Origin of the sequence: Micromonospora sp. NPDC047557, assembly GCF_043205095.1 — a bacterium.
Classification (GTDB): Bacteria; Actinomycetota; Actinomycetes; order Mycobacteriales; family Micromonosporaceae; genus Micromonospora.
The window spans coordinates 47,292-73,019 of record NZ_JBIDDK010000016.1 but is presented as its reverse complement, the minus strand read 5'-3'; the positions used below and the strand labels follow the sequence as shown (position 1 = coordinate 73,019).

General features: G+C 72.1%; 23 protein-coding genes. 6 read left to right on the top strand and 17 right to left on the bottom strand.

What is annotated here, in order from left to right:
- Positions 1 to 7: 7 nt before the first annotated feature.
- Together ACGGAQ_RS28130 and ACGGAQ_RS28125 are read right to left on the bottom strand one after the other, a co-directional pair.
- Positions 8 to 757 (bottom strand): sugar isomerase domain-containing protein, encoded by a 750-nt coding sequence (locus tag ACGGAQ_RS28130; RefSeq protein ID WP_393054327.1) that lies wholly within the window; start codon positions 755 to 757, stop codon positions 8 to 10.
- Positions 754 to 1,707, bottom strand: coding sequence for a MurR/RpiR family transcriptional regulator (locus ACGGAQ_RS28125; RefSeq protein WP_393054325.1), 954 nt, complete (start codon positions 1,705 to 1,707; stop codon positions 754 to 756). Before ACGGAQ_RS28125 ends, ACGGAQ_RS28130 begins: the two co-directional genes overlap by 4 nt.
- A gap of 205 nt (positions 1,708 to 1,912) precedes the next feature.
- Between ACGGAQ_RS28125 and ACGGAQ_RS28120 the strand changes: the two genes are divergently transcribed.
- Positions 1,913 to 2,899, top strand: a complete 987-nt coding sequence (locus ACGGAQ_RS28120; protein WP_393054323.1) for an N-acetylglucosamine kinase — start codon at positions 1,913 to 1,915, stop codon at positions 2,897 to 2,899.
- A gap of 369 nt (positions 2,900 to 3,268) precedes the next feature.
- Here ACGGAQ_RS28120 and ACGGAQ_RS28115 read toward each other — a convergent pair whose 3' ends face one another.
- The 6 genes from ACGGAQ_RS28115 to ngcE are packed head-to-tail and all read right to left on the bottom strand — an operon-like array spanning position 3,269 to position 7,719.
- The gene (locus tag ACGGAQ_RS28115) at positions 3,269 to 3,712 is read right to left on the bottom strand and encodes an SRPBCC domain-containing protein (protein WP_393054321.1); all 444 of its coding nucleotides are present in this window, start codon (positions 3,710 to 3,712) and stop codon (positions 3,269 to 3,271) included.
- Positions 3,705 to 4,025 (bottom strand): metalloregulator ArsR/SmtB family transcription factor, encoded by a 321-nt coding sequence (locus ACGGAQ_RS28110; RefSeq protein WP_355139394.1) that lies wholly within the window; start codon positions 4,023 to 4,025, stop codon positions 3,705 to 3,707. Before ACGGAQ_RS28110 ends, ACGGAQ_RS28115 begins: the two co-directional genes overlap by 8 nt.
- A complete protein-coding gene (locus tag ACGGAQ_RS28105) occupies positions 4,018 to 4,395 on the bottom strand; it encodes a glyoxalase superfamily protein (protein WP_393054319.1) in 378 nt (125 codons plus the stop codon). Before ACGGAQ_RS28105 ends, ACGGAQ_RS28110 begins: the two co-directional genes overlap by 8 nt.
- A 46-nt stretch (positions 4,396 to 4,441) precedes the next feature.
- Entirely contained in the window at positions 4,442 to 5,341 is a 900-nt protein-coding gene (locus tag ACGGAQ_RS28100) for a carbohydrate ABC transporter permease (protein ID WP_393054317.1), read from the bottom strand.
- A complete protein-coding gene (locus ACGGAQ_RS28095) occupies positions 5,338 to 6,246 on the bottom strand; it encodes a carbohydrate ABC transporter permease (RefSeq protein WP_393054315.1) in 909 nt (302 codons plus the stop codon). The genes ACGGAQ_RS28100 and ACGGAQ_RS28095 overlap by 4 nt, the downstream gene beginning before the upstream one ends.
- 60 nt (positions 6,247 to 6,306) lie before the next feature.
- Positions 6,307 to 7,719 carry an N-acetylglucosamine/diacetylchitobiose ABC transporter substrate-binding protein gene (gene ngcE / locus ACGGAQ_RS28090; RefSeq protein ID WP_393054313.1) on the bottom strand — a complete coding sequence of 471 codons (1,413 nt, stop codon included), beginning with the start codon at positions 7,717 to 7,719 and terminating at the stop codon, positions 6,307 to 6,309.
- Positions 7,720 to 7,910: 191 nt separating this feature from the next.
- On the opposite strand from ngcE, the gene ACGGAQ_RS28085 reads away from it, so the two are divergent.
- Positions 7,911 to 9,353 (top strand): acyltransferase family protein, encoded by a 1,443-nt coding sequence (locus ACGGAQ_RS28085; protein ID WP_393054311.1) that lies wholly within the window; start codon positions 7,911 to 7,913, stop codon positions 9,351 to 9,353.
- Here ACGGAQ_RS28085 and ACGGAQ_RS28080 read toward each other — a convergent pair.
- The 4 genes from ACGGAQ_RS28080 to ACGGAQ_RS28065 form a co-directional block, all read right to left on the bottom strand.
- The gene (locus ACGGAQ_RS28080) at positions 9,325 to 10,812 is read right to left on the bottom strand and encodes a CoA-acylating methylmalonate-semialdehyde dehydrogenase (protein ID WP_393054309.1); all 1,488 of its coding nucleotides are present in this window, start codon (positions 10,810 to 10,812) and stop codon (positions 9,325 to 9,327) included. The two genes, ACGGAQ_RS28085 and ACGGAQ_RS28080, sit on opposite strands and share 29 nt — an antisense overlap.
- Positions 10,809 to 12,107, bottom strand: coding sequence for an aspartate aminotransferase family protein (locus ACGGAQ_RS28075; RefSeq protein WP_393054307.1), 1,299 nt, complete (start codon positions 12,105 to 12,107; stop codon positions 10,809 to 10,811). Before ACGGAQ_RS28075 ends, ACGGAQ_RS28080 begins: the two co-directional genes overlap by 4 nt.
- A gap of 206 nt (positions 12,108 to 12,313) precedes the next feature.
- Entirely contained in the window at positions 12,314 to 13,180 is an 867-nt protein-coding gene (locus ACGGAQ_RS28070; protein WP_393054305.1) for a hypothetical protein, read from the bottom strand.
- 19 nt (positions 13,181 to 13,199) lie between these two features.
- Positions 13,200 to 14,072 (bottom strand): hypothetical protein, encoded by an 873-nt coding sequence (locus ACGGAQ_RS28065; RefSeq protein ID WP_393054303.1) that lies wholly within the window; start codon positions 14,070 to 14,072, stop codon positions 13,200 to 13,202.
- A gap of 88 nt (positions 14,073 to 14,160) precedes the next feature.
- On the opposite strand from ACGGAQ_RS28065, the gene ACGGAQ_RS28060 reads away from it, so the two are divergent.
- The gene (locus ACGGAQ_RS28060; protein WP_393054301.1) at positions 14,161 to 15,129 is read left to right on the top strand and encodes a hypothetical protein; all 969 of its coding nucleotides are present in this window, start codon (positions 14,161 to 14,163) and stop codon (positions 15,127 to 15,129) included.
- Between the two features lie 19 nt (positions 15,130 to 15,148).
- On the opposite strand, the gene murD is transcribed toward ACGGAQ_RS28060, so the two are convergent.
- Entirely contained in the window at positions 15,149 to 16,498 is a 1,350-nt protein-coding gene (gene murD, locus ACGGAQ_RS28055; protein ID WP_393054299.1) for a UDP-N-acetylmuramoyl-L-alanine--D-glutamate ligase, read from the bottom strand.
- Positions 16,499 to 16,580: 82 nt separating this feature from the next.
- Here murD and ACGGAQ_RS28050 point away from each other — a divergent pair, with 82 nt between their 5' ends.
- The gene (locus ACGGAQ_RS28050) at positions 16,581 to 17,930 is read left to right on the top strand and encodes a hypothetical protein (protein WP_363937942.1); all 1,350 of its coding nucleotides are present in this window, start codon (positions 16,581 to 16,583) and stop codon (positions 17,928 to 17,930) included.
- Between the two features lie 132 nt (positions 17,931 to 18,062).
- On the opposite strand, the gene ACGGAQ_RS28045 is transcribed toward ACGGAQ_RS28050, so the two are convergent.
- Genes ACGGAQ_RS28045 through ACGGAQ_RS28035 form a run of 3 tightly spaced genes read right to left on the bottom strand, consistent with a single transcriptional unit; the run spans position 18,063 to position 22,160 of the window.
- A complete protein-coding gene (locus ACGGAQ_RS28045) occupies positions 18,063 to 19,826 on the bottom strand; it encodes a PucR family transcriptional regulator (protein ID WP_393054296.1) in 1,764 nt (587 codons plus the stop codon).
- 41 nt (positions 19,827 to 19,867) lie between these two features.
- Complete coding sequence (gene argG / locus ACGGAQ_RS28040; RefSeq protein WP_234588495.1) at positions 19,868 to 21,319, bottom strand: argininosuccinate synthase; 1,452 nt, start codon at positions 21,317 to 21,319, stop codon at positions 19,868 to 19,870.
- Between the two features lie 28 nt (positions 21,320 to 21,347).
- Positions 21,348 to 22,160, bottom strand: coding sequence for a TrmH family RNA methyltransferase (locus ACGGAQ_RS28035; protein WP_393054294.1), 813 nt, complete (start codon positions 22,158 to 22,160; stop codon positions 21,348 to 21,350).
- Positions 22,161 to 22,279: 119 nt separating this feature from the next.
- Here ACGGAQ_RS28035 and ACGGAQ_RS28030 point away from each other — a divergent pair, with 119 nt between their 5' ends.
- Both ACGGAQ_RS28030 and ACGGAQ_RS28025 read left to right on the top strand, forming a co-directional pair.
- Positions 22,280 to 24,127, top strand: a complete 1,848-nt coding sequence (locus ACGGAQ_RS28030) for a thiamine pyrophosphate-requiring protein (protein WP_393054292.1) — start codon at positions 22,280 to 22,282, stop codon at positions 24,125 to 24,127.
- A gap of 132 nt (positions 24,128 to 24,259) precedes the next feature.
- Complete coding sequence (locus ACGGAQ_RS28025) at positions 24,260 to 24,988, top strand: hypothetical protein (RefSeq protein WP_393054289.1); 729 nt, start codon at positions 24,260 to 24,262, stop codon at positions 24,986 to 24,988.
- Between the two features lie 104 nt (positions 24,989 to 25,092).
- Here ACGGAQ_RS28025 and ACGGAQ_RS28020 read toward each other — a convergent pair whose 3' ends face one another.
- Positions 25,093 to 25,668, bottom strand: coding sequence for a TetR/AcrR family transcriptional regulator (locus ACGGAQ_RS28020; RefSeq protein WP_393054286.1), 576 nt, complete (start codon positions 25,666 to 25,668; stop codon positions 25,093 to 25,095).
- Positions 25,669 to 25,728 lie beyond the last annotated feature (60 nt).

Below are 25,728 nucleotides of genomic sequence, written 5' to 3'. Positions count from 1 at the left end.
TTTCGGGTCAGGCGGTACGCCGGAGACGTCCGGCGTACCGGGACTCGAGGGCGATGTTGTGCTCGTCCCCGCCGGGGACGTTGGCGGAGAGGTAGATAGGGGGTACCTCCCCGGCCTGGTGGAACCGTCGTACGACCTCGGCGGTCAGCAACTGCGCCAGCAGCGCCGTGGTGACCGAGGAGACCGCACAGACCGCGCCGCCGCCCTCGAGCGGCAGCAGTGCGTCACCGTACGGCGCGCCGTTGTCCAGCACGACGTCGGCGAGGTCGGCGAGCCGTTGACCGGACGGGTGCCGTGGCGCCACCCGTGCGGTGTGCTCGACCGAGGTGACCGCGATCAACGGGTGACCGCGCTCGATGACCAGCGCCGCCAGCTCGACCACCGAGCCGTTGATGCCGGACTGGGACGCCACCACGAACACGTCGCGCGGCTGAGGCGCCGCGAGCGCGTAGATCTGGTGGGCGATGGACGGATCGCGTTCCAGCTTGGGGTCGGCGAGCACGTCGCGCGGGGCGTCGCCGTGCACCACCAGGTCCCGTACCGAGAGCCGATTGGTGGGGACCAGCCCACCGGCGCGGGCGACCAGCTCGGCGGCGAACGCCTCGGAGTGCCCGGCGCCGAACGCCTGGAGGACGCCGCCGGCGCGCAGGCTGTCGGCGATCAGGTCGGCGGCCCGGGTGATCCCGTCGGCCTCCGAGTCGAGCAGGCGGTCGAGCACCGGGCGGACGGCGTCCGCGTACCCCTGGGCACTGATCATGAGAGGGCCCCTTTCGCGGCCTTGTGCCCGTCGACGGCCTGCGCGGTACGCCGGAAGGCGGCGTGGGCGCGGTCGTGGGTGCGCTGGGCGACGGCGATGTAGAGCAGGTCGAGCACCACCAGTTGCGGGTGGCGGGCCGATAGGGCGTCCGGCCGGAAGGTGGTGGCCTGGCTGGCGGTGAGCAGCACGATGTCGGCAAGCTCGGCCAGCGGCGAGCGGGGGAAACCGGTGAGGGCGAGAGTGGTGGCGCCCCGGCTGCCCGCCTCGGCGAGCATCTCGATCGTCTCCCGGGTCTGGCCGGTGTGCGAGATGCCGAGCGCGACGTCGCCGACGCCGAGCAGCGCGGCGCTGGCCAGCCCCTCGTGCACGTCGCTCCAGGCCCAGGCGGCCACCCCGATGCGGTGCAGGCTGAACTGCATCTCCTCGCCCACCAGCGCGCTGCCGCTGGCCCCGAAGATGTTCACCCGGCTGGCCCCGGCGATGGCCACCGCGGCGCGTTCCACCTCGCCGAGGTCGAGCAGCGCGGCGGTGTCGTGCATGGCCCGGGTGTCGGCCGCCATGATCTGGTCGAGCACCCGCGCGAGGGGGTCGGTGGGCTGGATCTCGCGGCCGATGTCGACGGTCCAGCCGGCCAAGCGGGCCCGGCCGGTCTCAGCGGCGATGCCGAGGCGCAGGTCGGCGTACCCCTCGAAGCCCATCGCCCGGCAGAAGCGGGTGATGGTGGCCGGCGAGGTGCCACTGCGCTCGGCAAGCTCCACAATGGTGGAGCGAGCGGCGGCCTCCGGGTCGCTGAGCACGTGCTCGGCGACGCGGCGCAGCGCGCCGGTCAGCTCGGCGAGCCCGTTGCGCACCCGGGCCAGCACCCCGTCGGAGGGTGAGTTCCTCCGGTCGATCACGTGGGCGTCGACCACCGCGGTCCCCGCGACGGTGTCCACCTCGTGATCAACCATGGGTCGCCTCACCTTTCCGAAAAGACTGTTAACTGTTAGTGGTAAAAGTTCTTACTGAACGGCCCTCTGTGTCAAGACTGTGGGCGAAGTTTTCAAACTGTTACCTGGCGCACAGCCCTGGACGCCGGCCCGAAGTTGCCCTCCGCGGCACCGCCGACCAGCATGAACAGGCCCAGCACCGCGCAGCGCAAGGAGGCCCGTGCCGATGTCCGACACCGTCGTGGTCGGTCTCGACGTCGGGGGTACGTCCACCCGGGCGACCGCCCTGACCCTCGCCGGCGAACGCCTCGGCACCGGCCGCGCCGGCGGCGGCAACCCCACCAGCCACGGCGCCGACCGGGCCGCCGTCCAACTGTTGACCGCGCTGCGCGCCGCGCTCGCCAACGTCGACCCGACCCGGGTGGCGGCCGGCACCATCGGGCTGGCCGGCGCAGCCCGACTGCTCGCCGACCCCGCCGGACGGGCCGCCTTCGACCGGGCCTGGCACGACGCCGGCCTGCGCTGCCCGTACGCCGTGCACGGCGACGCCCTGGTGGCCTACGCCTCCGGCACCGCCGAGCCCGACGGGACGGTGCTCATCGCCGGCACCGGCGCGATCACCGCGCAGGTCGTCGACCTGCGACTCGACCGGGTGGCCGACGGTCACGGCTGGCTGCTCGGCGACGCCGGGTCCGGCTTCTGGCTCGGCCGCGAGGCGGTCCGCCGGCTCCTCGCCGACCTGGACGCCGGCCACGCGCCGGGCACGCTGGGCACGGCGGTGCTCACCGACCTGGTGGGCAGCGCCGACATCGCTCCCCGCCCCCGCGACACCGTGGACGCCACGATCCAGGCGGTCACCCGCCGGCCGCCGATCGACCTGGCCCGGCTGGCGCCACTGGTCGTCACCGCCGCGACCGAGGGTGAACCGGTCGCCACCGCGCTGATCGCCGAGGCCGCCACCCACCTCGCCGGGAGCGTCGGCCGGATTCGCCCCGCCGGGGCGACGACGCCGGTGGTACTCGGCGGCGGGCTGCTCACCGCGGACACCCCGCTGGCCACCGCCGTCCGCGCCGAGATCGGCCGACGCTGGCCGTCCGCGCCCCTGCGCACCGCCGGTGACGGGGCCGCCGCCGCGGCCTGGCTCGCCGCCCGCGCCCTACCCGAGGTCACCGACCCGGCCGCCCTGCACGCCCGCCTCTTCCCCGCCCCCTGACCACCCCACCGCCCCCCGCCGCGCCCCGCCGGGCCACCGCGCCCGCCGCGCCACCGCACCCCTGCCAGACGCCACCTCGCCGGGACACGCATCGGCGGCGACGCGTCGCTGGCGGCGTGCAAGATCGCGCCCGATCCAGGAAGCAGTGGGACTCTTTCCAGGATCGAGCGCGATCATGGGCGTGCAGAGCTGTGGGCGGGAGCGATGATCATCCGCTTTGGCTGCCCGCCGTGTCGATGTGCTGCTGAGCGGTATACCTCAGAGGTATGAATATGACTCTGAGGTATACCGCTGACGACCGCATCCGCCCCCAGGAGGTGACCGAGGGTCACCGCCGGCCGCCGGCTGCGCCCACCGCCCCGGCAAAGGTTAGGGATTATTCGTCGAGGGCTGGAGGGCGTCGAGGACCTTGGTGAGGCGGCGCCAGACGTGCGAGCGCCAGCCGCCGTCGAGCAGGGCGTAGGTGCGCTGCTGGAGCGGGTCGTCCGGGTCGAAGCCGGAGTGTTCGAGGAACAGCCGGGTGCCCCGCCCCTCGGCGACGAGGGTCCAGGTCACCACGGTGTCCAGCGATCCGCCGCGCCAGGACCAGCGCAGCAGGCGTTGCGGGTCCAGGTCGAGCACCTCGCAGTGCACGATGCCGTCGAACCCGGGGCGCGGGTCGGTGCGAAAGGTGAACCGGTGGCCGACGACCGGCACGAAGTCGGTCCGCATCAGCCAGCGCGCGATGAGATCAGGATCGGTCAGCACCCGCCAGACCTTGGCCGGCGGGTGGGTCAGGAACTGGTCCACTCGGATGGTGCCGCGCTCACTCATCGTCAAGCTCGTCCAGCACGTCGCGCAGCGCCCCGAGTCGACCGCGCCAGTACGCCTCGTACGGGCTGAGCCAGTCGGCGACCTCCTGCAGCGGCTCCGGCCGTAGCGCGTACAGCCGCTGCCGACCGACCGGCCGCTCGACCACCAGACCGGCCTCCTTGAGCACCTTGAGGTGCTCGGACAGGCTCGGCCGGCGCATGTCGAAGTGGTCGGCGAGCCGCTGCACCGGCTGCTGCCCGCCGTCGCGCAGCAGCCGCAGCAGCTCACGCCGGGTCGGGTTGGCCAGCGCCGCGAAGACGGCCGACTCAGACACGGGTCGCCTGGAGGACGATGCCGTTGCCGTCGGGGTCGTCGAAGGTGGCGTACCGGCCCCAGGGGGCGGACCGGATGCCCCCGTCGGCGAAGACGACCCCCCGCTCCCGTAGCCGGGCGACGTCCGCGTCCAGGTCGTCGGTCTCCAGCACCAGGCCCTTGAGCGACCCGGGCGGCATGGTCGGGAACCAGGTGACCAGGGTGAGGGCGGTGGCGGCGCCCGGGGGCGCCACCTGCACCCAGCGCCCGCCGTCGGGGCCCATCGGGTTGTCCCAGACCAGGTCGAACCCGAGGACGTCGACGTAGAAGTCCCGGGCCCGATCCTGGTCGGTGACGGGTACGGAGAGTAGTTGCACGTGGGTCACGGTCATGCCGACCACAATAGGTAGGAGATTTCCTACCGGTCAAGCCGAGACCCTACTTGAGCTGGCCCGCGGTGAGGCCGGTCTGAACCTGCCGCTGGAAGGCCACGTAGATCGCCAGCACCGGCAGCACCGCGATACTCAACCCGGCGAAGAGCCGAGCGTAGTCCCCCGCGTAGCCCTGACTGACCGACAGCGCGAACAGCCCCTGGGCGAGCATCCACTTGGACTCGTCGCCCTGCATCAGCACCTGCGGCAGCAGGAACTGGTTCCAGTGGCTGAGGAAGTTGAAGATCGCCACGCTGATCAGTCCCGGACGCGCCATCGGGAGCATCACCCGGAAGAAGAGCCGGAAGTGACCGCAGCCGTCGACCATGGCCGCCTCGGCCACCGAGGTCGGCAGGGTCCGGAAGAACGCGGTCAGGAAGAACACCGTGAACGGCAGCGAGTAGGCCGCGTACACCAGGATCAGTCCCGTCCAGGTGCCGAAGAGGCCGGCGTTGCGGACCACGAAGAACAGCGGCACCAGGGCGAGGAACACCGGGAACATCAGGCCGCCGACGAACAGGTAGTAGACGATCTGCCGGCCGCGGAACTCGTACCGGGCGAAGACGTACGCGGCGGCGGCGCCCATCAGCATGGTGAGGCTGACCGAGCCGGTGACCACCACGAGGCTGTTGAGGAAGTACCGGCCGATGTGCGCCCCGGTCCACGCGCGGGCCCAGTTGTCCCAGGTCAGTGCCGAGGGCAGCCCCCACGGGTCGGCCAGGATCTCGCCGTTGGTCTTGAACGAGCTGAGGAACATCCACAGCAACGGCAGGACGGTGAGCAGGCCCCAGAGCAGCAGGAAGCCGTGCGAGAGGGCGTTGGCGACGCCGAGTTCCCGGCGGACGGGACGGTCCCGACCCGGGGTCGGCGTCGGCGCGGCGGCGGTGGGCTGGTCCAGTGTGGTCACGAGTACTCGATCCGATCGCGCCGGCCGACCCGCAGCGACAGCACCGCCACCGAGAGGGTCAGGAAGAACATCACCACGCCGATGGCCGAGGCGTAGCCGAACTTGGTCTCGCTGCCGAAGGCGGTGTCGTACATCCGTACGCCGATCACGTCGGTGGAGAAGTTCGGCCCGCCGTTGGTCATCAGCTGCACGAGGATGAACCCGTCCAGGGCGAAGATGGCCAGGTAGACCCAGGCGACCTGCACGGTGTCCCAGAGCAGCGGCAGGGTGATCCGCCGCAGCGTGGTGAACCGGGACGCGCCGTCGAGCAGCACGGCCTCGTAGATCTCCTTCGGCACGGCCGACATCGCCGCGCCGAACAGGACGACGTAGAAGCCGACGTTGCTCCACACCATCACCGCCAGCACACACCAGAAGGCGGTCGCCGGGTCGCCGAGCCAGGTCGGCGCGGGCAGGCCGACGGCGTGCAGCGCGCTGGTCAGCAGCCCCTTGTTGGGGTGGTAGACCTCCTTGAACAGCAGCGCGATGATCACCACGGAGAGCACCTGCGGGAAGAAGTACACGGTGCGGTAGAACGTGCCACCGCGGACCCCGGTGACTCCGGCGCGGCCCCGACGCCCGCCCAGGGCGAGCATGGTGGCGAAGAAGAGCCCGAACCCGATGGTCAGCACGGGCACCAGGGCCAGCAGGATCGCGTTGTTCTTCAGCGCGTTCCACACGTAGTCGTCGTGCCACAGCGCCGTGAAGTTCGCCAGCCCGACCTGGTTGGCGTCGGCCGAGTAGCCGAGCCAGTCGGTGGTGGAGATCTGGAACGCCTGCAGGTACGGGGAGACGACGAAGAAGACGTACAGCAGCACCGGCGGCACCAGGAACGTGACGATCAGCGGCCACTTGCCATGTTTCACTGTGGACCTCTCCCAGGATGCGGCAGGTGGGGGCGGGCGTCGCCCCCACCTGCCGTGCTGTCAAGCCGCTCGCTTGTACTTCTTGATCGAGCTGTCCTGGGCGATCGAGTCGGCGCCCTTCTGGCACTGGTCGAGGAACTCCGCCGGGCCGATCCGGCCGCTGAAGAACTCGCCGCACGCCGCGTCGACGAGGTTGCGCTCCAGCTTGCGGTAGTAGTTGTTGTAGACCCAGTTGAAGCCGTTGGCCCCGGACGCGTCGAGTGCCTTGACCACGGTCTTGAGCCCGTACGGCAGCTCGACGCCCTCGGTGGCGCCGGCGACCACGGTGAGGCTGGCGACCTTCTTCGTGAAGTCCTGGGCGCCCTTGAACGACAGCATGGTCCGGAAGTACTCCAGACCACCGGCGACGTTGCGGGCCTTGGCCGGCACCATGAACGGCTCGCCCGCGGTGCCCCGGATCGCCTCGAACGGCAGCTTGTCGCCGCTGCCCAGGCTGGGGGTGGGCGCGATGGTCATGTTGAACCCGGCCGGGGTGACGTCCTTCTGCTCGCTCTCCAGCCAGGAGCCGCAGGAGATGAAGGCGGCCTTGCCCTGGCACCAGGCGGTCTGCGACTGCTTGTGGTCCAGGCCGGGCGAGCCTTCCAGGATGAACTTGTCCTTGACGATCTGGTGCCACGCGTCGGCGGCGGTCCGCATCGAGTCGGACTTCCAGGCGTTCGGCTCCAGGTTGTCGATCGCGGTCGCCACCGACGGCCCGCCGAGCTTGATCGCGGTGGCGATCAGCGGCCAGCTCATGTAGCGCGGGTGCAGGCCCGCGTACGTCCAGGGGGCGATGCCGGCGGCCTTGATCTGCTTGCAGAGCGCGATGTGGTCGTCCCAGGTCTTGGCGTACTCCCACTTGCGGTCGGCGAACAGCTTCTCGGAGTACCAGATGCCGTAGGCGGTGTAGGTGTAGTTGAGCACCAGGAATGTGCCGTCGTACGAGCCGACCTCGACCGCGCCGGGCAGCAGGGTGTCCTTGACGGTCTTGCCGGGAACGTCGAGGCTCGGCGCGGCGAGCAGCTCGCCCAGGTCGGCGATGGCGTTCTGGCTGACCAGGCCGTTGAAGTCGATCTGGCTGGCGCCGGAGTTGTTGACCACGTCGGGGGGCGTGCCGTCGACGAAACGCGGCTGGAGGGTCTTGCTGATCTCCTGGGTGGCCGTGTGCTTGATCTTCGCCTTCGGGTACTTCGCGGTGTACATGGCCTCGTGGGCCTTGGCGTACTCCTCACCGAACCCGCCGCCGAAGATCACCACCTCGAGCGGGGCGTCCTCCTTGACGCCGAGCGGGTTCTCGGCGCTCTTGGTGCCCTGGTAGGTCTCGGCATCGCCCTTGTCGCCGCCGCCGGTCGCACAACCGGTCAGCAGGCCGGCGGCGGGGGTGGCCAGGAGGCCGGCGGCGGCGCTGCGCCGCAAGATGTCACGCCTGTTCATCAGATCTCCTCGGGTCGGGTCGGGCGGATCGCCGAAGTGGGGGAAGGCGTCCGCCGCGCGAGGCACGTCGATTCTCTTCAGTTAACGCGTTGTTGCTGAAGAATTTCTACGACAGTGCGGCCCCGACTTCAAGTCCTGACGGTCGAACCGTTATCACCACCGGGCAGTACCGGGTCACCTAACCTGGGGCGATGCGCCGCCTGCGTCAGATCGCCGAGCGCACCCCGGCCGGACGGGAGCGGTACGTCGACCTGCTCCGCGCGCTCGCCATCACCATGGTCGTTATCGGACACTGGGGCGTCACGGCGATCGGGCGGGACGCGGCCGGGCGGCCCACCGGGCACTCCGCGCTCGGCGACCTGCGCTGGGCGTACCCGCTGACCTGGGTGGCCCAGGTCATGCCCGTGTTCTTCCTGGTCGGCGGCTACGCCAACGCGGCCTCGCTGACCCGGCTGCGCGCCCGGGGCGGCAACGCCGCCGGCTGGCTGCTCGACCGCAGTGCCCGACTGGTCCGCCCCACGAGCGCGCTGCTGCTCGTGCTCACCGGGGCGGCGGCGGTGGCACGGCTGCGCGGCGTCGACCCGACCCGAATCCGCGAGGTGGTCTGGTTCGCCACCATCCCCCTGTGGTTCCTGGTCGCCTACCTGGCGGTCGTCGTGCTCACCCCAGCCATGTACGCGCTGCACCGCCGCTTCGGCCTGGCCGTCCCGCTGGTGCTGGTCGCCCTGGTGGGCCTCGGGGATCTGGCCCGGCTGACCGGGTCGGTGGAGCTGAGCTACGGCAGCTACCTGTTCGGCTGGCTGGCCATACACCAGCTCGGCTTCGCCTGGTACGACACCCGCGCCACCCCGCCGACCGCCCCCGCAGCGCCGCCGACCACCGAAACCGCGCCACCGTCAGCCGCCGCCGACGCCGGCGAGCCGTCGGATCCCGACCAGCCGGGGGTACGCCGGCGGCGGCTGCCCACCTCCCGGCGGGCCGGGCTGGCGTTCCTGACCAGCGGGCTGGCCGCCCTGCTGCTGCTCACCGGGCCGGGCCCGTGGCCGGTGGCGATGCTGCACGTGCCCGGCGAGCGCCTGGACAACCTCAGCCCGCCCAGCCTCGCGTTGCTGGCCGTCGCCACCGCCCAGCTCGGCCTGATCCTGCTGCTGCGCGGCCCGGCGGAACGCCTGCTGCGCCGCACCGGCCCGTGGCAGCTGGTGATCGGGGTCAACCTGGTGGTGCTGACCATCTTCCTCTGGCACCTGACCGCCGCGATCCTGCTCATCGGGCTGCTCGACACGACCGGGACGCTGCCCACTCCGGCCGCCGGTTCAGGCGCCTGGTGGGCGTGGCGAGTCCCCTGGCTGTTGCTGCTCGCGGCCGTCCTGGCGCCGCTGGTCGCGATCTTCGGCCCGGTCGAGGCGCGCAGCGCCCGGCACCGCACCGCACCGCGGGTTGGCCGGGGCACCACCACCCGCGCGGCGCTGACCGTGGCCGGGTACATCGCCGTGGTGGTCGCGCTGCTGATCAACAGCGCGACCCCGTCGCACGCCCGGGAACCCTTCGGCACACCCGTCGCGGCGCTGCTGGCGTACCTGGCCGGGGCGGGCGTGCTGCGGTTGCTCAGGTCTGGGTGGGGAACCCGAGGTTGACCCCACCGTGGCGCGGGTCCAGCCACCGGCTGGTGACCACCTTGCCCCGGGTGAAGAACCGCACCCCGTCCTCGCCGTGCGCGTGCAGGTCGCCGAAGAGCGACGACTTCCAGCCGCCGAACGAGTGGTAGGCCATCGGCACCGGGATCGGCACGTTGATCCCCACCATGCCGACCTCCACCTCGTGCTGGTAGCGCCGGGCCGCGCCGCCGTCGTTGGTGAAGATCGCCGTGCCGTTGCCGTACGGGCTGGCGTTGACCAGCTCCACGGCCTCGTCGTACGAGCCGACCCGGACCACGCTCAGCACCGGCCCGAAGATCTCGTCGGTGTAGATCGACATGTCCGGGGTCACCCGGTCGAACAGGGTCGGGCCGAGCCAGAAGCCGTCCGGGTCGCCGTCGGGCGTCACGTCCCGGCCGTCGACCACCGGCACCGCGCCGGCCGCCACCCCGGCGTCCACGTAGGAGCGCACCTTCGCCGCGTGCGCGGCGGTCACCAGCGGCCCCATGTCGCAGCCCCGTCGGCCGTCGCCGGTACGCAGCCCGGTGACCCGGGCGGCGATCCGCTCGACGAGCGCGTCCGCCACCGGCTCCACCGCCACCAGCACCGAGATGGCCATGCACCGCTCCCCCGCCGAGCCGAACCCGGCGTTGACCGCCGCGTCGGCGGCCAGGTCCAGGTCGGCGTCGGGGAGCACCACCATGTGGTTCTTCGCCCCACCGAGCGCCTGCACCCGCTTGCCGGCGGCCGTGCCGCGTTGGTAGACGTACCGGGCGATCGGGGTGGAGCCGACGAACGACACCGCCCGCACCTCCGGGTGGTCCAGCAACGCGTCGACGGCCTCCTTGTCGCCATTGACCACGTTGAGCACCCCGTCGGGCAGGCCGGCCTCGGCGAACCATTCGGCCAGCAGCAGCGCCGCGCTCGGGTCCTTCTCACTCGGCTTGAGCACCACCGCGTTGCCGCAGGCCACGGCCACCGGCACGAACCACAGCGGCACCATCACCGGGAAGTTGAACGGGGAGATCACCGCCACCACCCCGACCGGCTGCCGGAGGGTGTACGAGTCGACCTCGGTGGAGACGTTCTCGCTGAACGCGCCGCGCAGCGCCGACGGCAGGCCGCAGGCGTACTCGATGACCTCCAGGCCGCGCTGCACCTCGCCGGCGGCGTCGGCGAGCACCTTGCCGTGCTCGGCGGTGATCACCTCGGCGAGCCGGTCCCGCCGGGCGTGCACCAGCTCGCGGAACGCGAACAGCACGGTCGACCGCTTCGCCAGCGACGCGTCGCGCCAGTCGCGGGCCGCGCGGGCGGCGGACCGCACCGCGACGTCGACGTCCGCGGTCGAGGCCAGCTCCACCTCGCCGGTACGCCGACCCGTCGCCGGGTCGAACACGTCACCGCGTCGCTCGGACGTGCCGCCGACCCGCTTGCCGTCGACGAAGTGGCCGATGCTCATGCCGCCACCTCCGCCGACGAACGGATCGCGTCGACCAGGATCGCCAGGCCCTCCCGGGCCTCCTCCTCGGTCAGCGTCAACGGCGGTCCCATCCGCAGCACGTTGCCGTACAGGCCACCCTTGCCGGCCAGCAGGCCACCGTCCCGGCACGCCTCGAAGACCCGGTTGGTCAGCGTCGGGTCCGGCTCGCTGGTGCCCGGCCGGACGAACTCGACGCCGAGCATCAGCCCCTTTCCGCGTACCTCGGCGACGCAGTCGAGACCGCCCACGGCGGACCGCAGGCCATCGGCGAGGATCGCGCCGACGCGGGCCGCGTTGGCCTGGAGGTCGTGCGCGACCAGATAGTCGAGCACCGCGTTGCCGGCCGCCGTCGAGATCGGGTTGCCGCCGAAGGTGGAGAAGCTGATCCCCGGCACCGCCTGGAGCACCTCGGCCCGGCCGACCACCCCGGCGAGAGCGAACCCGTTGCCGACGCCCTTGGCGAAGGTGAGCAGATCCGGGGTGACGCCGTGCGCCTGGTAACCCCAGAAGTGCTCCCCGGTACGCCCCCAGCCGGTCTGCACCTCGTCGGCGATGAACAGGATGCCGTGCTCGTCGAGGACCTTCTTCCAACCGGCGAAGAGCCCGTCCGGCGGGTGCACGAAGCCGCCCACGCCCTGAATCGGCTCGGCGATCAACGCGGCCACGTCACCGGAGGTCTGGGTGGTCAGCACCTCGCGCAGGTCCTCCACCGCCGCGTCGACCTGCTCGTCGGCGCTGAGCCGGGCCAGCAGCCCGCGTACCCGGTCACCGGAGTGCAGCCAGGCCACCTGGAGCGGGTTGAGGGCGCTGGCCGACCAGGTGCGGTTGCCGGTGACACCCATCGCCGCGTACGACCGGCCGTGGTAGCTGTTGCGCACGGCCAGGACCTGGTGCGAGCGGCGGTAGTTGGTGGCGACCAGCAGTGCCGCCTCGTTCGCCTCGGTGCCGGAGTTGGTGAAGAACACCCGGGCGTCAGGAATGCCGGAGCGCTGGGCGATCTTCTCGGCCAACTCGACCTGCTGGCGGATCAGGTACAGCGTCGAGGTGTGCACGATGCCGGTGGCGAGCTGCCGCTCGACCGCCTCACGGATCTCCGGGATGTCGTACCCGATCATGTTGGTCAGCACGCCGCCGAAGAAGTCCAGGTAGGTGCGGCCCTGCGCGTCGGTGACCCGGCGGCCCGACCCGGAGACCAGCTCGATCGGCTCGTCGTAGTAGAGGGGCATCCAGGACGGGAGCACGGCCCGGTGCCGGGCCAGCAGGTCGTCGGTCATGGTGGGAACCCTTCAGCGGCGTTCGTGGATACCGCACGCTCCCACCGCCGGCCCGCACGGACAACTGTCAGGGTGTAGCGCAAGGCCGTTCCGGCCTGACAGCACGTCAACGGTTTCCGGAACGATCCCGCCTCTTCACCGCTGTTTCGCGCGGCGTCGACGGCCTACCGCCACTCGATCCGCAGCCTCGCCGGACGCGGACCTGGTCACGATCGCCCGGTAGGCGGGCTCACGGCACGGTGGCTGGCTGCCTCGGCCGCCGGCCGCAGGGGTCTCGACACGCGACTCGGCGGGCTGGCCCGGGCCGCTCCGCGGCGGCGCAGCGGCAGGTGCAGGGCGGTGGCGACCACCGCGAAGGCCGCCCAGCCGGTGCCCAGCGCGACGGCCGACGAGACGTCCTGAAGGTAGTGGTACGCGGTGAGGAAGCCGACCAGCGCGAGGCTGTTGCGCGCGAAGTGCCCGCTGAACTCGACCAACTGACGGCGAGCCTCGACGGCGACCAGCACCCCCGAGTACGGGAATGTCACCACCATGCCGCGCAACACCGCGCCGAGCACCGCGGTGAGGATCGCCCCGACGAAGATGACCAGCAACTTGAGCAGCGCCGGCAGACCGTCCGGACGGCCTCCGGCCGGCGTCTCGGCGCGGGAGTCCGCGTCGCCGGCAGCGGCGGCGTCCGCTCCGCCGGCGTGGGCGACCTGCGTACGGGCGCGACGGCGCAGCAGGAGCATGGCCGCCAGCCAGAGCACGAGCGTGGCGCCGAGGGCCGCCTCGAACGGGATGTCGACGGCCAACAGACCTGCGCTCAGCCCCACGTAGACAGCGATCCCCGCGGCGTCGGCGAGCAGGATGGGCCAGCGCAGCCGCTGGTGGGTGACCGCCACGGTGACGAAGAAGAGGTTGAGCCCGAGCACGCCGAGCACCTGTGCGCCGCCCACTCCGTACGGCGTGCTGACCAGGGCGAGCGTCATCGGCAACGGAAGGCTGTAGACAAGCGCCCGGAGCCGGACCGAGCGGATCACGCTGACCGCCCAGACCACGGCCGTCACCAGCAGGACCGCACTCACCGTCATGGCTTCCCCGCCTCGGCCGTCAGTCCTGGAAGGTCGCGGCGTTCACGCAGACGTCGAACACGCGGGTGAGGCGGTCGACGTCCGTCCGGTTGACCGAGAACTGGTTCTCGCCGATCTCGCCGTGCGCGGTCATCCGGGCCTCCCAGCAGCTCGACCCGTCCCAGACTGTCAGATTGACGAGGAGCTGTGGACTGACCACACCGAAGGGCAGCAGACCCACCCGCGCCCCGGCCGCGCGCTGCCGCTGCACGAGCGCGGACAGCTCGTCGGTCAGCGTGGCGTAGACGAAGACCCGGGTGATCCGGACGCCCCGTTGCAGGGCCGCGACGTTCGCCTCCCAGTACCGTCGGCCGATCTCGCTGCGCCACCAGCTCAGCTCCCCGCTCGCCCGGGGCATCACGTTCGTCAGCGCGTCGAGCCGGTGCACGCAGCCGCGGGTCGCACCGACCAGGTCCTCGTCCTCGTCGCCGCGCCTGATGATCCGCCCCTGCGCGAGCTGCTCGGCCTCCAGCCGGAACTGCTCGTAGCGCCGCTGCGCCTCCGCCGCGACCCGCGTGCCCGCGTGCTGCTCGGCGGCCTCCCGCATGGCCCCGGCCAGCTCCGTGGTGGTGTGGACGAGCCACGGCGGACCGTCCAGCAGCGTCCGCAGGTGAAACCGGCGCTCCGCGCGGGCCAGCGAGTCCACCAGCAGCGAGATGGTGATGCCCATCAGGCCGGCCAGCAGCGACTCCACCCCGGAGGCGGCGTTGGTGAGGTCGAGCATGACGCTGAGGGTGATCGACAACGTGATGCCGACCAACGCCACCGGGTCGGTGTGCGCCACCAGACGCGCGAAGCCGTCGGAGGCGCCGCCGCGCTGCCGGGGCCGCCGACGGGCCACGTCACGGACCATCGAACTCCCCCAATCCGCCGGTGCCGCCAGGGTAGAGGCCAGCCACAACCCGCCGACCCCGCCGGACCGGAGCGGTAGCATCCGGCACGTGCAGAGCGCGGATGCGGCCCCGTCGACCGACACGGTCGCCGAGCAGATCACGGCGGACGTCCGGGCCTGGATCGACTCCACCGCGCTCCGCGGCCTGGTGCGGCACTTCGGCGGCGACTGGCCGACCGGCGACCTCGCCGACGTGCTGCGGTTCCTGGACGACTTCTCCGCCCGGCACTGGGACTTCCGGCAGGGGCGCGAACGCCCGGACGCGCGGGAGCCGATCCTCGACGCGCTCACGTCCAGGCTGGTCCTCGACGCGGCCGCCGCGCTCGGCATGGCGCGTGCGGCGCCGCCGGCCCGCTCGGCGTACGCCCACCTGGTCGTGCTGGGCGGCCTGGCGCACGCCTGCGTGCGTCGCGTCGCGTACGCCGCGCATCTGCTGCGCGCCGGCCTGCGGGTGACCGGCGAGGTCGCCGTGCTGGGCAGCTTCCGACAACTGTCCGAGTGGGAACGCGGCACCCTCGCCGACGCGGGCCTGCCCCCGGACGAGACCGAGGTGGACGTGCTGGACACGGCGGTCCGGCAGGTGTTCGGGGTGACCGCCCCGACCGAGCAGGACGGCGTCGACGCCGGCCACCCCCACCACTCCTGGTCGTCGCGGACCTACCGGCCGACGGGCCTGCCACCGGTACGGGTGCTGGCCGCGCCGTCCAGCGAACCCGACCGGCGACGCGCCCACACCGCCGACACCCAGCGGTTCTGGGCCGGACACGTCCGGCTCGCCCCGGGTGACGAGGCGCTGATGGTCACCGCGCCGATCTACGTGCCGTTCCAGCACTGCGACGCGCTACGTACCCTGGCCGTGCCGTACGGCTGCGCCATCGAGACCGTCGGGGTGGACCCGACGCTGGCCGACCTGGCGGTGCTACCCGAGCAGACCCTCACCCCCGGGCGGTACCTGCAGGAGATCCGCTCGGCCATCCGCTCGTTGCGCGCCCTGCACCACCAGGTCGCCCGGAGGTGACCCGACGACCCGACGGACCCTACGCCCCGGCGGTGTCGGCGACGGCCTGGGCGAAGACCTCGGAGCGGTGCTCGAAGTTGCGGAATCGGCCGTAGCTCGGGGCGGCCGGGGACAGCAGCACCACCCCACCGGCCGGGGTCACCTCCCGGGACAGCCGGACCGCTTCCACCAGGTCGTCGACCAGCTCCGTCCGCACCTTGGGCAGCCCGTCGAGCGCCGCGACGATGCGGGCGCCGCTGTCCGGGATGCCGATCACGGTCAGTTCCCGCTCGGCGAGGTGCTCGGCCAGCGGCGTGTAGTCCAGACCCCGGTCGTTACCCCCGACGATCACCGTCAACGGCCGCCCGTCGTACGCGTCGATGGCGTGCATGGCCGCGTACGGGCTGGTGGCCAGGGTGTCGTCGACGAAGGTCAGGCCGGACGGGTCGGTGATCTCGGTGAGCCGGTGGGCCAGCCCCTGGAACTCGGCCACCGCGACGGCGAGGTGGTCCTTGGCGGCCACCACGTCGATGCCGAGCGCGTCGAGCACGGCGAGGGCGACGCACAGGTTGCCCTCGTTGTGCCGGCCCACCAGCGGCAGCACAGCGCGGGGGAAGAGCGGCTGGTTGCCGAGGTGGAACCAGGGCGTGCCGTCCGCGCCGGTGGCGACGTTGGTGGTGTTGGGGCGACCGGCCCGCACCGCCGGCAGCTCCCCCAGCTCGGCGGCGAGCCGTGGGTCGGCGCCGTTGACCACGATCGTCTGCGGATCGTGGGCGAGCAGGTTGAGCTTGTCGCGGTAGTACTCCCGCTCCCCGCCGTGTGCGTCCAGGTGCTCGGGGAACAGCGCGGTGACCACGGCCACCCGGGGCGAGTCGGTGAGGTCGCTGCACTGGTAGCTCGACAGCTCCAGCACGTACAGCTCCGCGTCGGGCAGGTCGAGGGTCGGCACCCCGATGTTGCCGCCGAAGACGTTCGGGCGGCCCATCGCGGTGAGCAGGTGGCTGATCAGGCTGGAGGTGGTGCTCTTGCCCTTGCTGCCGGTCACCCCGACGGTGCGCGCGGCGTGGTCGGCCATCCACAGGGCGGTGCCCTGGGTGACCGGCACGCCGCGTCGGCGCAGCTCGACCAGCCAGGGATGGGTCTGCGGCACGCCGGGCGAGCGGACGACCACGTCGGCGGCGGCCAGCCGGGCGAAGCCCTCCTCGCCGGTGACCAGCGGGGCCGCCTCGGCCAGCGGGCCGTCCCAGGGCAGTGACAGGAAGTTGGCGCTGTCGTCGACGGCGACCAGCTCGGCGGGGCCGTGCGCGGCGATCGCGGTCACAGCTGCCCGGCCCTCCCGGCCGGTGCCCCAGACGGCGACGGTACGTCCGCGCAGGTCAGACAGGCGCACTGGGCTCTCCTCGGGGTCACGGCGGCGGCAGGGCGGGGGCCGGTCCGGACACGGCCGGACGAACCAGGGCCTAGTATGGCGTGTGCCCAACGAGCAGCTCCGGCGGATGGACGCCTTCACCTTCCCGTCCTACTCGATCGACTTCGCCACCGGCGAGGTGTTGTTCGACTACGCGCTGACCGGCCCGGCCGGTGAGCAACGGTTCACCGAGGTGATCACCCTTCCGTTGCCGGCGCAGCCGCCGTCGGATGAGACCGTGGCCACCCTCGGCCGGGTGCTGGAGGTGCTGCACCTCGTCGCCGGCGTGAGCTACTACAAGGTCGCCGCGCCGCCCCGGCTGGTGCTGCCGGCGCCGCTGGGCGCGGCCACCGTCGACTACGTCACGGCCGTCTACACCAAGGGCCTCGCGGAGTACGCGTACCGCAACCAGTTGCCGCACGTGCTCGAGTTGCGCCCGCAGGTGCCGGCCGGCTCCCCGGAGTCGCCGCGCGTCTACGACAACTCCGATCGTCGGCCCCTCTCCGCCGTCGGCGGCGGCAAGGACTCGATCGTGAGCTTGGAGGCGCTGCGCCGCGCCGAGCTGGACCCGGTGCCGTTCTCGGTCAACCCGAACCACGTGATCGTCTCGGTCAACGAGGCGTCCGGGCTGACCCCGCTCGCGGCCCGACGGCGCATCGACCCGGTGCTGTTCGACCTGAACGCGGCGGGCGCGCTGAACGGGCACATCCCGGTCACCGCCATCAACTCGCTGATCGCGGTGGCGACGGCGGTGCTGCACGGGCTCGGCCCGGTGGTGATGTCCAACGAGCGCTCCGCGTCCGACCCGAACCTGGTCTGGAACGGCCACGAGATCAACCACCAGTGGTCCAAGGGCGTCGAGGCCGAAGGGCTGCTGCGGGGGGCGCTGGCCGAGCACGCCGGCCTGACCGAACCGTACTTCTCGCTGCTGCGTTCGCTGTCCGAGCTGCACATCGCCCGGCTGTTCGCCGAGTTCACCCGGTACGACGACGTGGTGACGAGCTGCAACCAGGCGTTCAAGCTGCGCGACGCGTCCGAGCGCTGGTGCCGGGACTGCCCGAAGTGCCGGTTCGTCTTCCTCGCGATGGCGCCGTTCATGCCCCGCGAGCGGGTCACCCACATCTTCGGCGGCGACCTGCTGGCCGACCCGGAGCAGATCCCCGGCTACCGGGAGCTGCTGGGCGTGGACGGGCACAAGCCGTTCGAGTGCGTGGGCGAGGTCGAGGAGTCGGTGGTGGCTCTCGGGCTGCTCGCCGAACAGGACCAGTGGCGCGACGCCCCGGTGATCAAGGCCCTGGTCGAAGCCGTACCGGAAACGGCCTGGTCCGCGGTGGCGACGTCGGACGTCTTCACCCCCGGCGGCCCCAACCACATCCCACCAACCTACGCAAAAGCCCTAACCTCCCTCTCCTAACCCCCACCCCCTCCCCTGCCCCCGGCCCCGCTGCCCCCGTTGATCATGAAGTTATTGCCACCCTCATCGGCGTGTCTTGGCAATAACTTCATGATCAACGCGGTCAGGGGCGGGTGGAGGCCGGGACGGGGGTTAGGGGGTGCGGACTGCTTCCAGGGCTAGCAGGGCCACGTGTAGGGAGAGGCTTGCCTCTACCGAGTCGAGGTCGACGTCGAGGATGCGGGCTATGCGGGCCAGGCGTTCGTAGAAGGCCGGTCGGGACAGGTGGGCAGCCGCGGCGCCGGCGGACTTGTTGCGCCCCTGCTCCAGGTATGCGCGCAGGGTGTCGAGCAGCCGCTCCCGGGGGTGCTGGGCGTCGTACTCCAGCAGTGGGCCGAGTTCGCGCTCCACGAAGGTCTGTAGCCGGGGCTCGTCGCGCAGCAGGTGCAGCAGCCCCGCGAGGCCCACGTGCGGCAGTCGGAAGATCGGCAGGTCACGCCGGTCCCGTCGGGCCGCCTCGACGATCTGCCGCGCCTCGACGAGCGACCGTCGCGCCTCGCGCAGACTGCTCACCCCGGACCCGGCGGCCACGATCAGTCCGGCCGACGCGCCACCGACGCCACCCCGCAGCGGGTCGACACCCGACCCCGGCCGGGACGGATCGGCGGCGGCGGACGTGGCCCGGCCCGTGCCGGCGTCGAGGCGTACCCGACGAAGTGCGGCGGCGAACGCGGACAGCGCGCGGTCCTCGGCGGCCGGGTCGGGCAGCGCCAGCAGCGCACCCACCGAGTTGTCGTCGACCGCGCTGGTCAGCGCGGTCAGTTTCGCCTCGCGCAGCGCCTGGCCGACGGCCTCGGACAGGTCCCGCAGCCGGGCCTGGCCGGCCTCGGGGCCGCCCTCTCCGGCGGGGTCGTCGCCACGGTGGCGAACCATCACGCCGACGAGGTGCCGGCGGTCCAACGCCACACCGAGCGCCTTGGCGCGCAGCGCCACCTCGTCGACCGGTCGGGAGTGGTCGAGCAACGCCGTGAGCAGGGTGCGGTGCAGCTGCCGTTCCAGCCCCTCGGCGTCGCGGCGGATCAACCGGCCCAGCGCGAGGGTGGACGCGGCCCGCTCGATGAGGATCGTGAGCCGGGTGGGCGGGGCGACGGTCGGCTCGCCGGCCCGGGCGCTGGGCGCGTCTCCGCTGGCCGGCCAGCGCAGCAGCAACCGCCCCCAGTCCTGCCCTCGGGCGCCGACGACCGTCACCAGCCAGCCGCTGTCCGGGTCGTACGCGGTGCGCCCGGCCGGCCGGATCCGCCGCGAGTGCTGCTCCCAGCCGTCCAGCAGCAGCTCGGCGCTCTCCCCCGCCGGGTCGTACCCGAGGACCTGCCGGGACAGGTTCTCCAGCACCACGGAGCACCCGGACAGCTCGGCAGCCTGCCGGATCACCTCGGCCGCGTCGGCGCCCTCGACGGAGAGGTCGGTGAACCGCTGGTGGATCTCCTCGGCGGCCCGCAGCTCGGTGAGCTGCGCGTCGACGATCAACGCGTGCACCGCCTCGGTGATCCGCACGAACGGGGTGGCCCGGCGCAGCTCGACCAGGGGCAGGCCGCGCCGCTCGGCGGCGGCGGCCATCACCCGGGGTACGCCGCTGACGTACCGGCGACCCAGTTCGACGACGAGCCCGGAGACACCGACGTCGGCGAGGTCGCCGATGAACGCGCGCAGGCCCGCGTCGTCGGCCGGCAGCCCGATGCCGGTGGTGAGCACCAGCTCGCCGCCGCCGAGCAGGGTGGCGATGTCCGGCACCTCGGCGACGTGCACCCAGCGCACCGGCCGGTCCAGCCCGGCGTCCCCGGCAACCACGCGGGGAGCGCCGTGGCGGACGGGGTCCAGGGCGAGGACCTCACGGACGGTAGGGAACACGGCGGACACGCTACCGTCCGTGACCCCGGACCTCGACGTGCCGGGGCCGCTCAGTCGACGCCGAACTCCATGGCGGCGCGGTCGAGCGCCTCGTCGGCGGCGGAGGCGACGCCCCGGGAGGCGATGGCCTCCGCGCCGCCCTCGGGCATCGCGCCGATCAGCCCGGTCGAGGCTGCCTGCGCGGCGCCGATCATCCGCTGGGGAGCCGCGCCGCCGACCATGCCGAGGGAGGCGTACTGCTCGAGCTTCGCCCGCGAGTCGGCGATGTCCAGGTTGCGCATGGTGAGCTGGCCGATCCGGTCGGACGGGCCGAACGCCGAGTCCTCGGTACGCTCCATCGACAGCTTGTCCGGGTGGTAGCTGAACGCCGGGCCGGTCGTGTCCAGGATCGAGTAGTCCTCGCCCCGGCGCAGCCGCAGCGTCACCTCGCCGGTGACCGCCGTGCCGACCCAGCGCTGCAACGACTCACGCAGCATCAGCGCCTGCGGGTCGAGCCAGCGACCCTCGTACATCAGGCGACCGAGGCGGCGACCCTCGCTGTGGTAGTTCGCCAGGGTGTCCTCGTTGTGGATGGCGTTGACCAGCCGCTCGTACGCGGCGTGCAGCAGCGCCATGCCGGGCGCCTCGTAGATGCCCCGGCTCTTGGCCTCGATGATCCGGTTCTCGATCTGGTCGGACATGCCCAGGCCGTGCCGGCCGCCGATGGCGTTGGCCTCCAGCACCAGGTCGACGGGGCTGCCGAACTCCTTGCCGTTGATCGTCACCGGGCGACCCTGGTCGAACCCGATCGTGACGTCCTCGGTCGGGATCTCCACCGACGGGTCCCAGAACCGGACGCCCATGATCGGGCTGACCGTCTCGATGCCGGTGTCGAGGTGCTCCAGGGTCTTCGCCTCGTGCGTCGCGCCCCAGATGTTGGCGTCGGTGGAGTACGCCTTCTCGGTGCTGTCCCGGTACGGCAGGCCGCGCTCCAGCAGCCACTCCGACATCTCCTTACGCCCACCCAGTTCGGTGACGAAGTCGGTGTCGAGCCACGGCTTGTAGATGCGCAGCTGCGGGTTGGCCAGCAGGCCGTAGCGGTAGAACCGCTCGATGTCGTTGCCCTTGAAGGTCGAGCCGTCGCCCCAGATCTGGACGTCGTCGGAGATCATCGCCCGCACCAGCAGGGTGCCGGTCACGGCACGGCCCAGCGGGGTGGTGTTGAAGTACGCCCGCCCGCCGGAGCGGATGTGGAAGGCGCCGCAGGTCAGCGCCGCCAATCCCTCCTCGACCAGGGCGGCGCGGCAGTCGACCAGCCGGGCGACCTCGGCGCCGTAGCTGAGCGCACGGCCGGGCACCGAGCCGATGTCGGGCTCGTCGTACTGGCCGATGTCGGCCGTGTAGGCGCAGGGGACGGCGCCCTTGTCGCGCATCCACGCGACCGCGACCGAGGTGTCGAGGCCGCCGGAGAAGGCGATGCCGACACGTTCGCCGATGGGCAGGGAGGTGAGAACCTTGGACACGGGGAAGATTATTCAGCAAGACGCATGGTCATGCAAGCGGATCGTCGCGACCCAGTTCCCAGAACGCCACCGCCGCGGCGGCGGCGACGTTCAACGAGTCCACGCCGCGCCGCATCGGGACGACCACCCGCACGTCGCTGGCCGCCTGCGCCGCCGCGGTGAGGCCGGGACCCTCGGCGCCGAGCAGCAACGCCGCCCGCGCGCGCTGCGCCGGGGTCAACCGCTGAATGGGTACGGCGTCCGGCGCCGGCGTCATGGCGAGCACGGTGAAGCCCGCCTCGCGTACCTCGTCGAGGCCGGTGGGCCAGCGTTCGAGCTTGGCGTACGGCATCGCGAAGACCTCCCCCATGCTGACCCGCACGCTGCGCCGGTAGAGCGGATCGGCGCAGGACGGCGACAGCAGCACGGCGTCGATGCCCAGCGCGGCGGCGCCCCGGAAGATCGCGCCGAGGTTCGTGTGGTTGTTGACGTCCTCCAGGATCACCACCCGGCGCGCGGCGGCGAGCACCTCGGCCGCCGTCGGCAGCGAGCGGCGGTGGAACGACGCGAGCACCCCCCGGTGTACGTGGAAACCGGTGGCCCGTTGCAGCACGTCCTGGGTGGCGGCGTAGACGGGAGCGTCGCCGGTGTCCAGGTCGGCGAGCTGATCGACGCGCTTGGCGTCGACCAGGTACGACCGGGCCGGATAGCCGGCGCGCAGCGCCCGGCGCAGCACCAGCTCGCCCTCGGCGATGAACAGGCCGTGCGGAGGCTCCCAGCGGGTGCGCAGCTCGACGTCGGTGAGCGCGCGGTAGTCGGCGATCCGGTCGTCGTCGGGGTCGGTGATCTGGTGGACGGGCACCCGACGATTCTGCCGGACGGCCGACCCCGGCCCCGGCTGCCCGCCCGGCGGGGTGTTTTGTCCGGTCGAGACGGGGAACGACCGGTGACGTACCGGACCCGACGGGAAGGACCAGCCAGGTGAGCGCAGACCACACGGCACCGGGCGAAGCGGGCGCGCTGCCCCGGCGCCCAACCGTCGCGGACCACATCGTCTCCCGCCTGTTCAGCTGGGGCGTACGGCGCTACTTCGGCTATCCCGGCGACGGCATCAACGGCATCACCTCCGCCCTGCAACGCACCAACGAGCGCGCCCAGTTCGTCCAGGTCCGGCACGAGGAGACCGCCGGCTTCGCCGCCTCCGCGCACGTCAAGTACGGCGGCGGGCCGCTGGGCTGCGCGCTGGTGACCAGCGGGCCCGGCGCCATCCACCTGCTCAACGGCCTGTACGACGCCAAGCTCGACCACCAGCCGGTGGTCGCCCTCGTCGGGCACACCGCGGTCACCGCCGAGGGCGGCGGCTATTACCAGGAGGTCGACCTCCTCGCCCTCTACAAGGACGTCGCGGCGGCGTTCCTGGCCCAGCTCGACCACCCGGCGCAGGTGCGTCACCTCGTCGACCGGGCGTGCCGCACGGCGCTGTCCCGGCGTACCGTCACCGCGCTGGTGCTCCCCTCGGACCTGCAGGACGAGCCGGCCATCCCCGACCCGCCGCACGCGCACGGCTACTACCACACCAGCAACGTGCCGAGCAGTACGCCGACGGTGCCGCCGCAGGCCGACCTGCGTCGCGCCGCCGAGGTGCTGCGCGGCGGCGAGCGGGTGGCCATGCTGGTCGGGCAGGGGGCGCTCGGCGCGCAGGACGAGGTCCGCGAGATCGCCCACCGGCTCGGCGCCGGGGTGGCCACCGCGCTGCTCGGCTTCACCGTCGTCGACCATCGCGAGCCGTGGGTGACCGGCGCGATCGGGCTGCTCGGCACCCGGCCCAGCTGGCAGCTCATGACCGGCTGCGACCGGCTGCTGATCGTGGGCAGCAACATGCCGTACTCGGAGTTCTACCCGCCACCCGGTCAGGCCCGCGCGGTGCAGATCGACCTGGACGGCACCCAGCTCGGGCTGCGCTACCCGACCGAGGTGAACCTGACCGGCGACGCCCGTCCGACCCTGCGGGCGCTGCTCGACGAGCTGGGCCCCGGCCCCGGGCCGACCGCCTGGCGGGCCGAGATCGCCGAGTCCACCTCGGCCTGGCGACGCGTGCAGCGCGACCTGGCCGGGCAGACCGCCGACCCGGTCAACCCGCAACTGCTGTTCAGCACGCTCAGCGACCGGCTCCCCGACGACGTGATGCTCGCCGTCGACTGCGGCACCGCGACCGCCTGGTACGCCCGGCACGTGCAGGTCCGACCCGGGATGCTGGCCAGTCTCTCCGGCACGCTGCTGTCCATGGGTGGGGCCATGCCGTACGCCCTGAGCGCCAAGTTCGCCCACCCGGACCGGCCACTGGTCGCGCTGATCGGCGACGGGGCGATGCAGATGAACGGCGTCAACGAGCTGATCACCGTGGCGAAGTACTGGCGTGGCTGGGCCGACCCGCGGTTCGTGGTGCTGGTGCTCAACAACCGGGACCTGGCGTTCGTCAGCTGGGAACAGCGCTCCAGCGAGGGGACGCCGATGTTCCCGGACAGCCAGCAACTGCCGAACATCGGCTACCACAAGTGGGCCGAGGTGCTCGGGCTGCACGGAGAGCTCATCGACTCGCCGGAGCAGGTGCCCGGCGTCTGGGAGCGCGCGCTGACCGCCGACCGGCCGGTCGTCATCAACGCGCTTGTCGACCCGGCCGAGCTGATGCTGCCGCCGCACTTCACCGCCGAGCAGGCCCGCAAGACCGCGGCGGCGGTGCTACGGGGCGACACCGACTGGGCGGGCATCGTCCGCCGCGGCCTCCCCGCGACGATCGCCAGCTACCGCCCCCGCCGCCGGGAGCGCTGACCGCGACGGGCGAGGGAAGAGCCCTCCGGGTGCCACGCCCGGCGTGACGGGCAGATCGAAGGATTGCCCGAGATCAATCGCGGGTACCTGCCTGTCCGCTCACCCACGGGGGGTGGCACAAGGGAGCTGACGATGAGATCGACGACAGTCAGAACAAGCGTTCTCGCCATCGTGGCGGCGGCCCTGCTGAGCGGCTGCGGGGGCGGCGGTGACGAGGGGCAGCCGGAGTCGACGGCACCCGCCGACAACGGTGTCGCCGCGCTCGCGCCGAACGAGGCTCTTCAGCGCGCCACGACGGCCGTGCGAGACGCCAAGTCGTACCACCTGGTGGGCGACGTCGACAATGACGGCCAGAAGATGACCCTCGACTTCAAGGTGGCCGGCAGCGACCTGGGTGGTCGAGTGTCCACGGACGAGGGCACCGTGGAACTGCTCTCCGTCGCCGGCCAGCAGTACATCCGGCCGGACGAGAAATTCTGGGCCAAGAACGCCGGCGCCCAGGCATCGGACGAGATCGTGAAGCTGATGGGCGACAAGTGGGCGAAGGTCTCCGCCAAGGACGACTTCTCCCAGCTGTTCGACATCGCCAATATCGACGAACTGCTCAAGCCGGACGGCACCCTGACCAAGGGCGAAGCCAAGGAGATCGACGGCGTCAAGACCATCGGTCTCGTCGACGGCGACAAGAGCGGCACTCTCTACATCGCCACCACCGGTGAGCCATACCCGATCCGGATGGAAGGCGACCAGGACACGGCCGGTCAGATCACATTCAGCGAGTTCGGCACGGCCTTCGACGACCTGAAGGCGCCGCCGGAGGGCCAGGTGGTCGACTTCGACCAGTTGAAGAACAAGAAGTAGACGACGCACTGCTGTTCGGCCGGCGCCTCCCCACCCCTGCGGTGGGGAGGCGCCGTCGCGCGTCGAACCAGCGTTGCAGGGGTGCGGCCTCGCCGCGACGATCGCTAGCCACCGTCCCCGTCGCGGCAAGCGGCGGCCGGGCTCGACAGGGCTTCCCGCGCGGTCTGCAGGATCTCCTCCGACAGGGGTGTCTGACCCGTCGCGCGGGCCAGCGTGAGCGCGCCGACCATCGTCGCGAGATCGACGAGCGCCCTCCGGCGGGCCTCGGGCCCGTCTCGGCCGGGCGCGTTCTCGAGGTCCGTCAGTCGCGTGATGGTCTCCTGAACACCGACCGCGTACGACATGCGCAGCGGGCTGTCGGCGGGTGACCGGGCGGCGTCGGCGGCCAGCGCGGTATTGGCACATCCCGTGCCGGGTGTGTCGCGATGCTCGGGTGACAGGTAGTGCCGCAGCAGCTCGGTCCGCGCTTCCGACCGGTCGGGGAGATCGCTGGCGAGTTGGTCCAGCAGGGCCAGGAGTTCGCCGAAGGCGGTCGTGGCGGCAATGCCCACCAACTCGTCCTTCGAGCTGAAGTGCTTGTAGAACCCCCCGTGGGTCAGCCCGGCGGCACCCATGAGGTCCTGCACGCTCATGCCCGCCGCGCCGCGTTCACGGAGCAGCCTCGAGGTGACGGCCACCACTTCCTCACGGTGCCTCGCCGCTTCGGCACGTGACGTCCTGCCCATCGCGCTTCCCCTCTC

Bases quoted from the DNA above. Each gene is read 5' to 3' on its own strand.
- ACGGAQ_RS28115 (WP_393054321.1), bottom strand. From the start codon at position 3,712: ATGAGTGAGCGCGGCACCATCCGAGTGGACCAGTTCCTGACCCACCCG.
- ACGGAQ_RS28065 (WP_393054303.1), bottom strand. From the start codon at position 14,072: ATGGTCCGTGACGTGGCCCGTCGGCGGCCCCGGCAGCGCGGCGGCGCC.
- ACGGAQ_RS28070 (WP_393054305.1), bottom strand. From the start codon at position 13,180: ATGACGGTGAGTGCGGTCCTGCTGGTGACGGCCGTGGTCTGGGCGGTC.
- ACGGAQ_RS28080 (WP_393054309.1), bottom strand. From the start codon at position 10,812: ATGAGCATCGGCCACTTCGTCGACGGCAAGCGGGTCGGCGGCACGTCC.
- ACGGAQ_RS28125 (WP_393054325.1), bottom strand. From the start codon at position 1,707: ATGGTTGATCACGAGGTGGACACCGTCGCGGGGACCGCGGTGGTCGAC.
- ACGGAQ_RS28120 (WP_393054323.1), top strand. From the start codon at position 1,913: ATGTCCGACACCGTCGTGGTCGGTCTCGACGTCGGGGGTACGTCCACC.
- ACGGAQ_RS28085 (WP_393054311.1), top strand. From the start codon at position 7,911: ATGCGCCGCCTGCGTCAGATCGCCGAGCGCACCCCGGCCGGACGGGAG.
- ACGGAQ_RS28105 (WP_393054319.1), bottom strand. From the start codon at position 4,395: ATGACCGTGACCCACGTGCAACTACTCTCCGTACCCGTCACCGACCAG.
- ngcE (WP_393054313.1), bottom strand. From the start codon at position 7,719: ATGAACAGGCGTGACATCTTGCGGCGCAGCGCCGCCGCCGGCCTCCTG.
- ACGGAQ_RS28075 (WP_393054307.1), bottom strand. From the start codon at position 12,107: ATGACCGACGACCTGCTGGCCCGGCACCGGGCCGTGCTCCCGTCCTGG.
- ACGGAQ_RS28130 (WP_393054327.1), bottom strand. From the start codon at position 757: ATGATCAGTGCCCAGGGGTACGCGGACGCCGTCCGCCCGGTGCTCGAC.
- ACGGAQ_RS28025 (WP_393054289.1), top strand. From the start codon at position 24,260: ATGAGATCGACGACAGTCAGAACAAGCGTTCTCGCCATCGTGGCGGCG.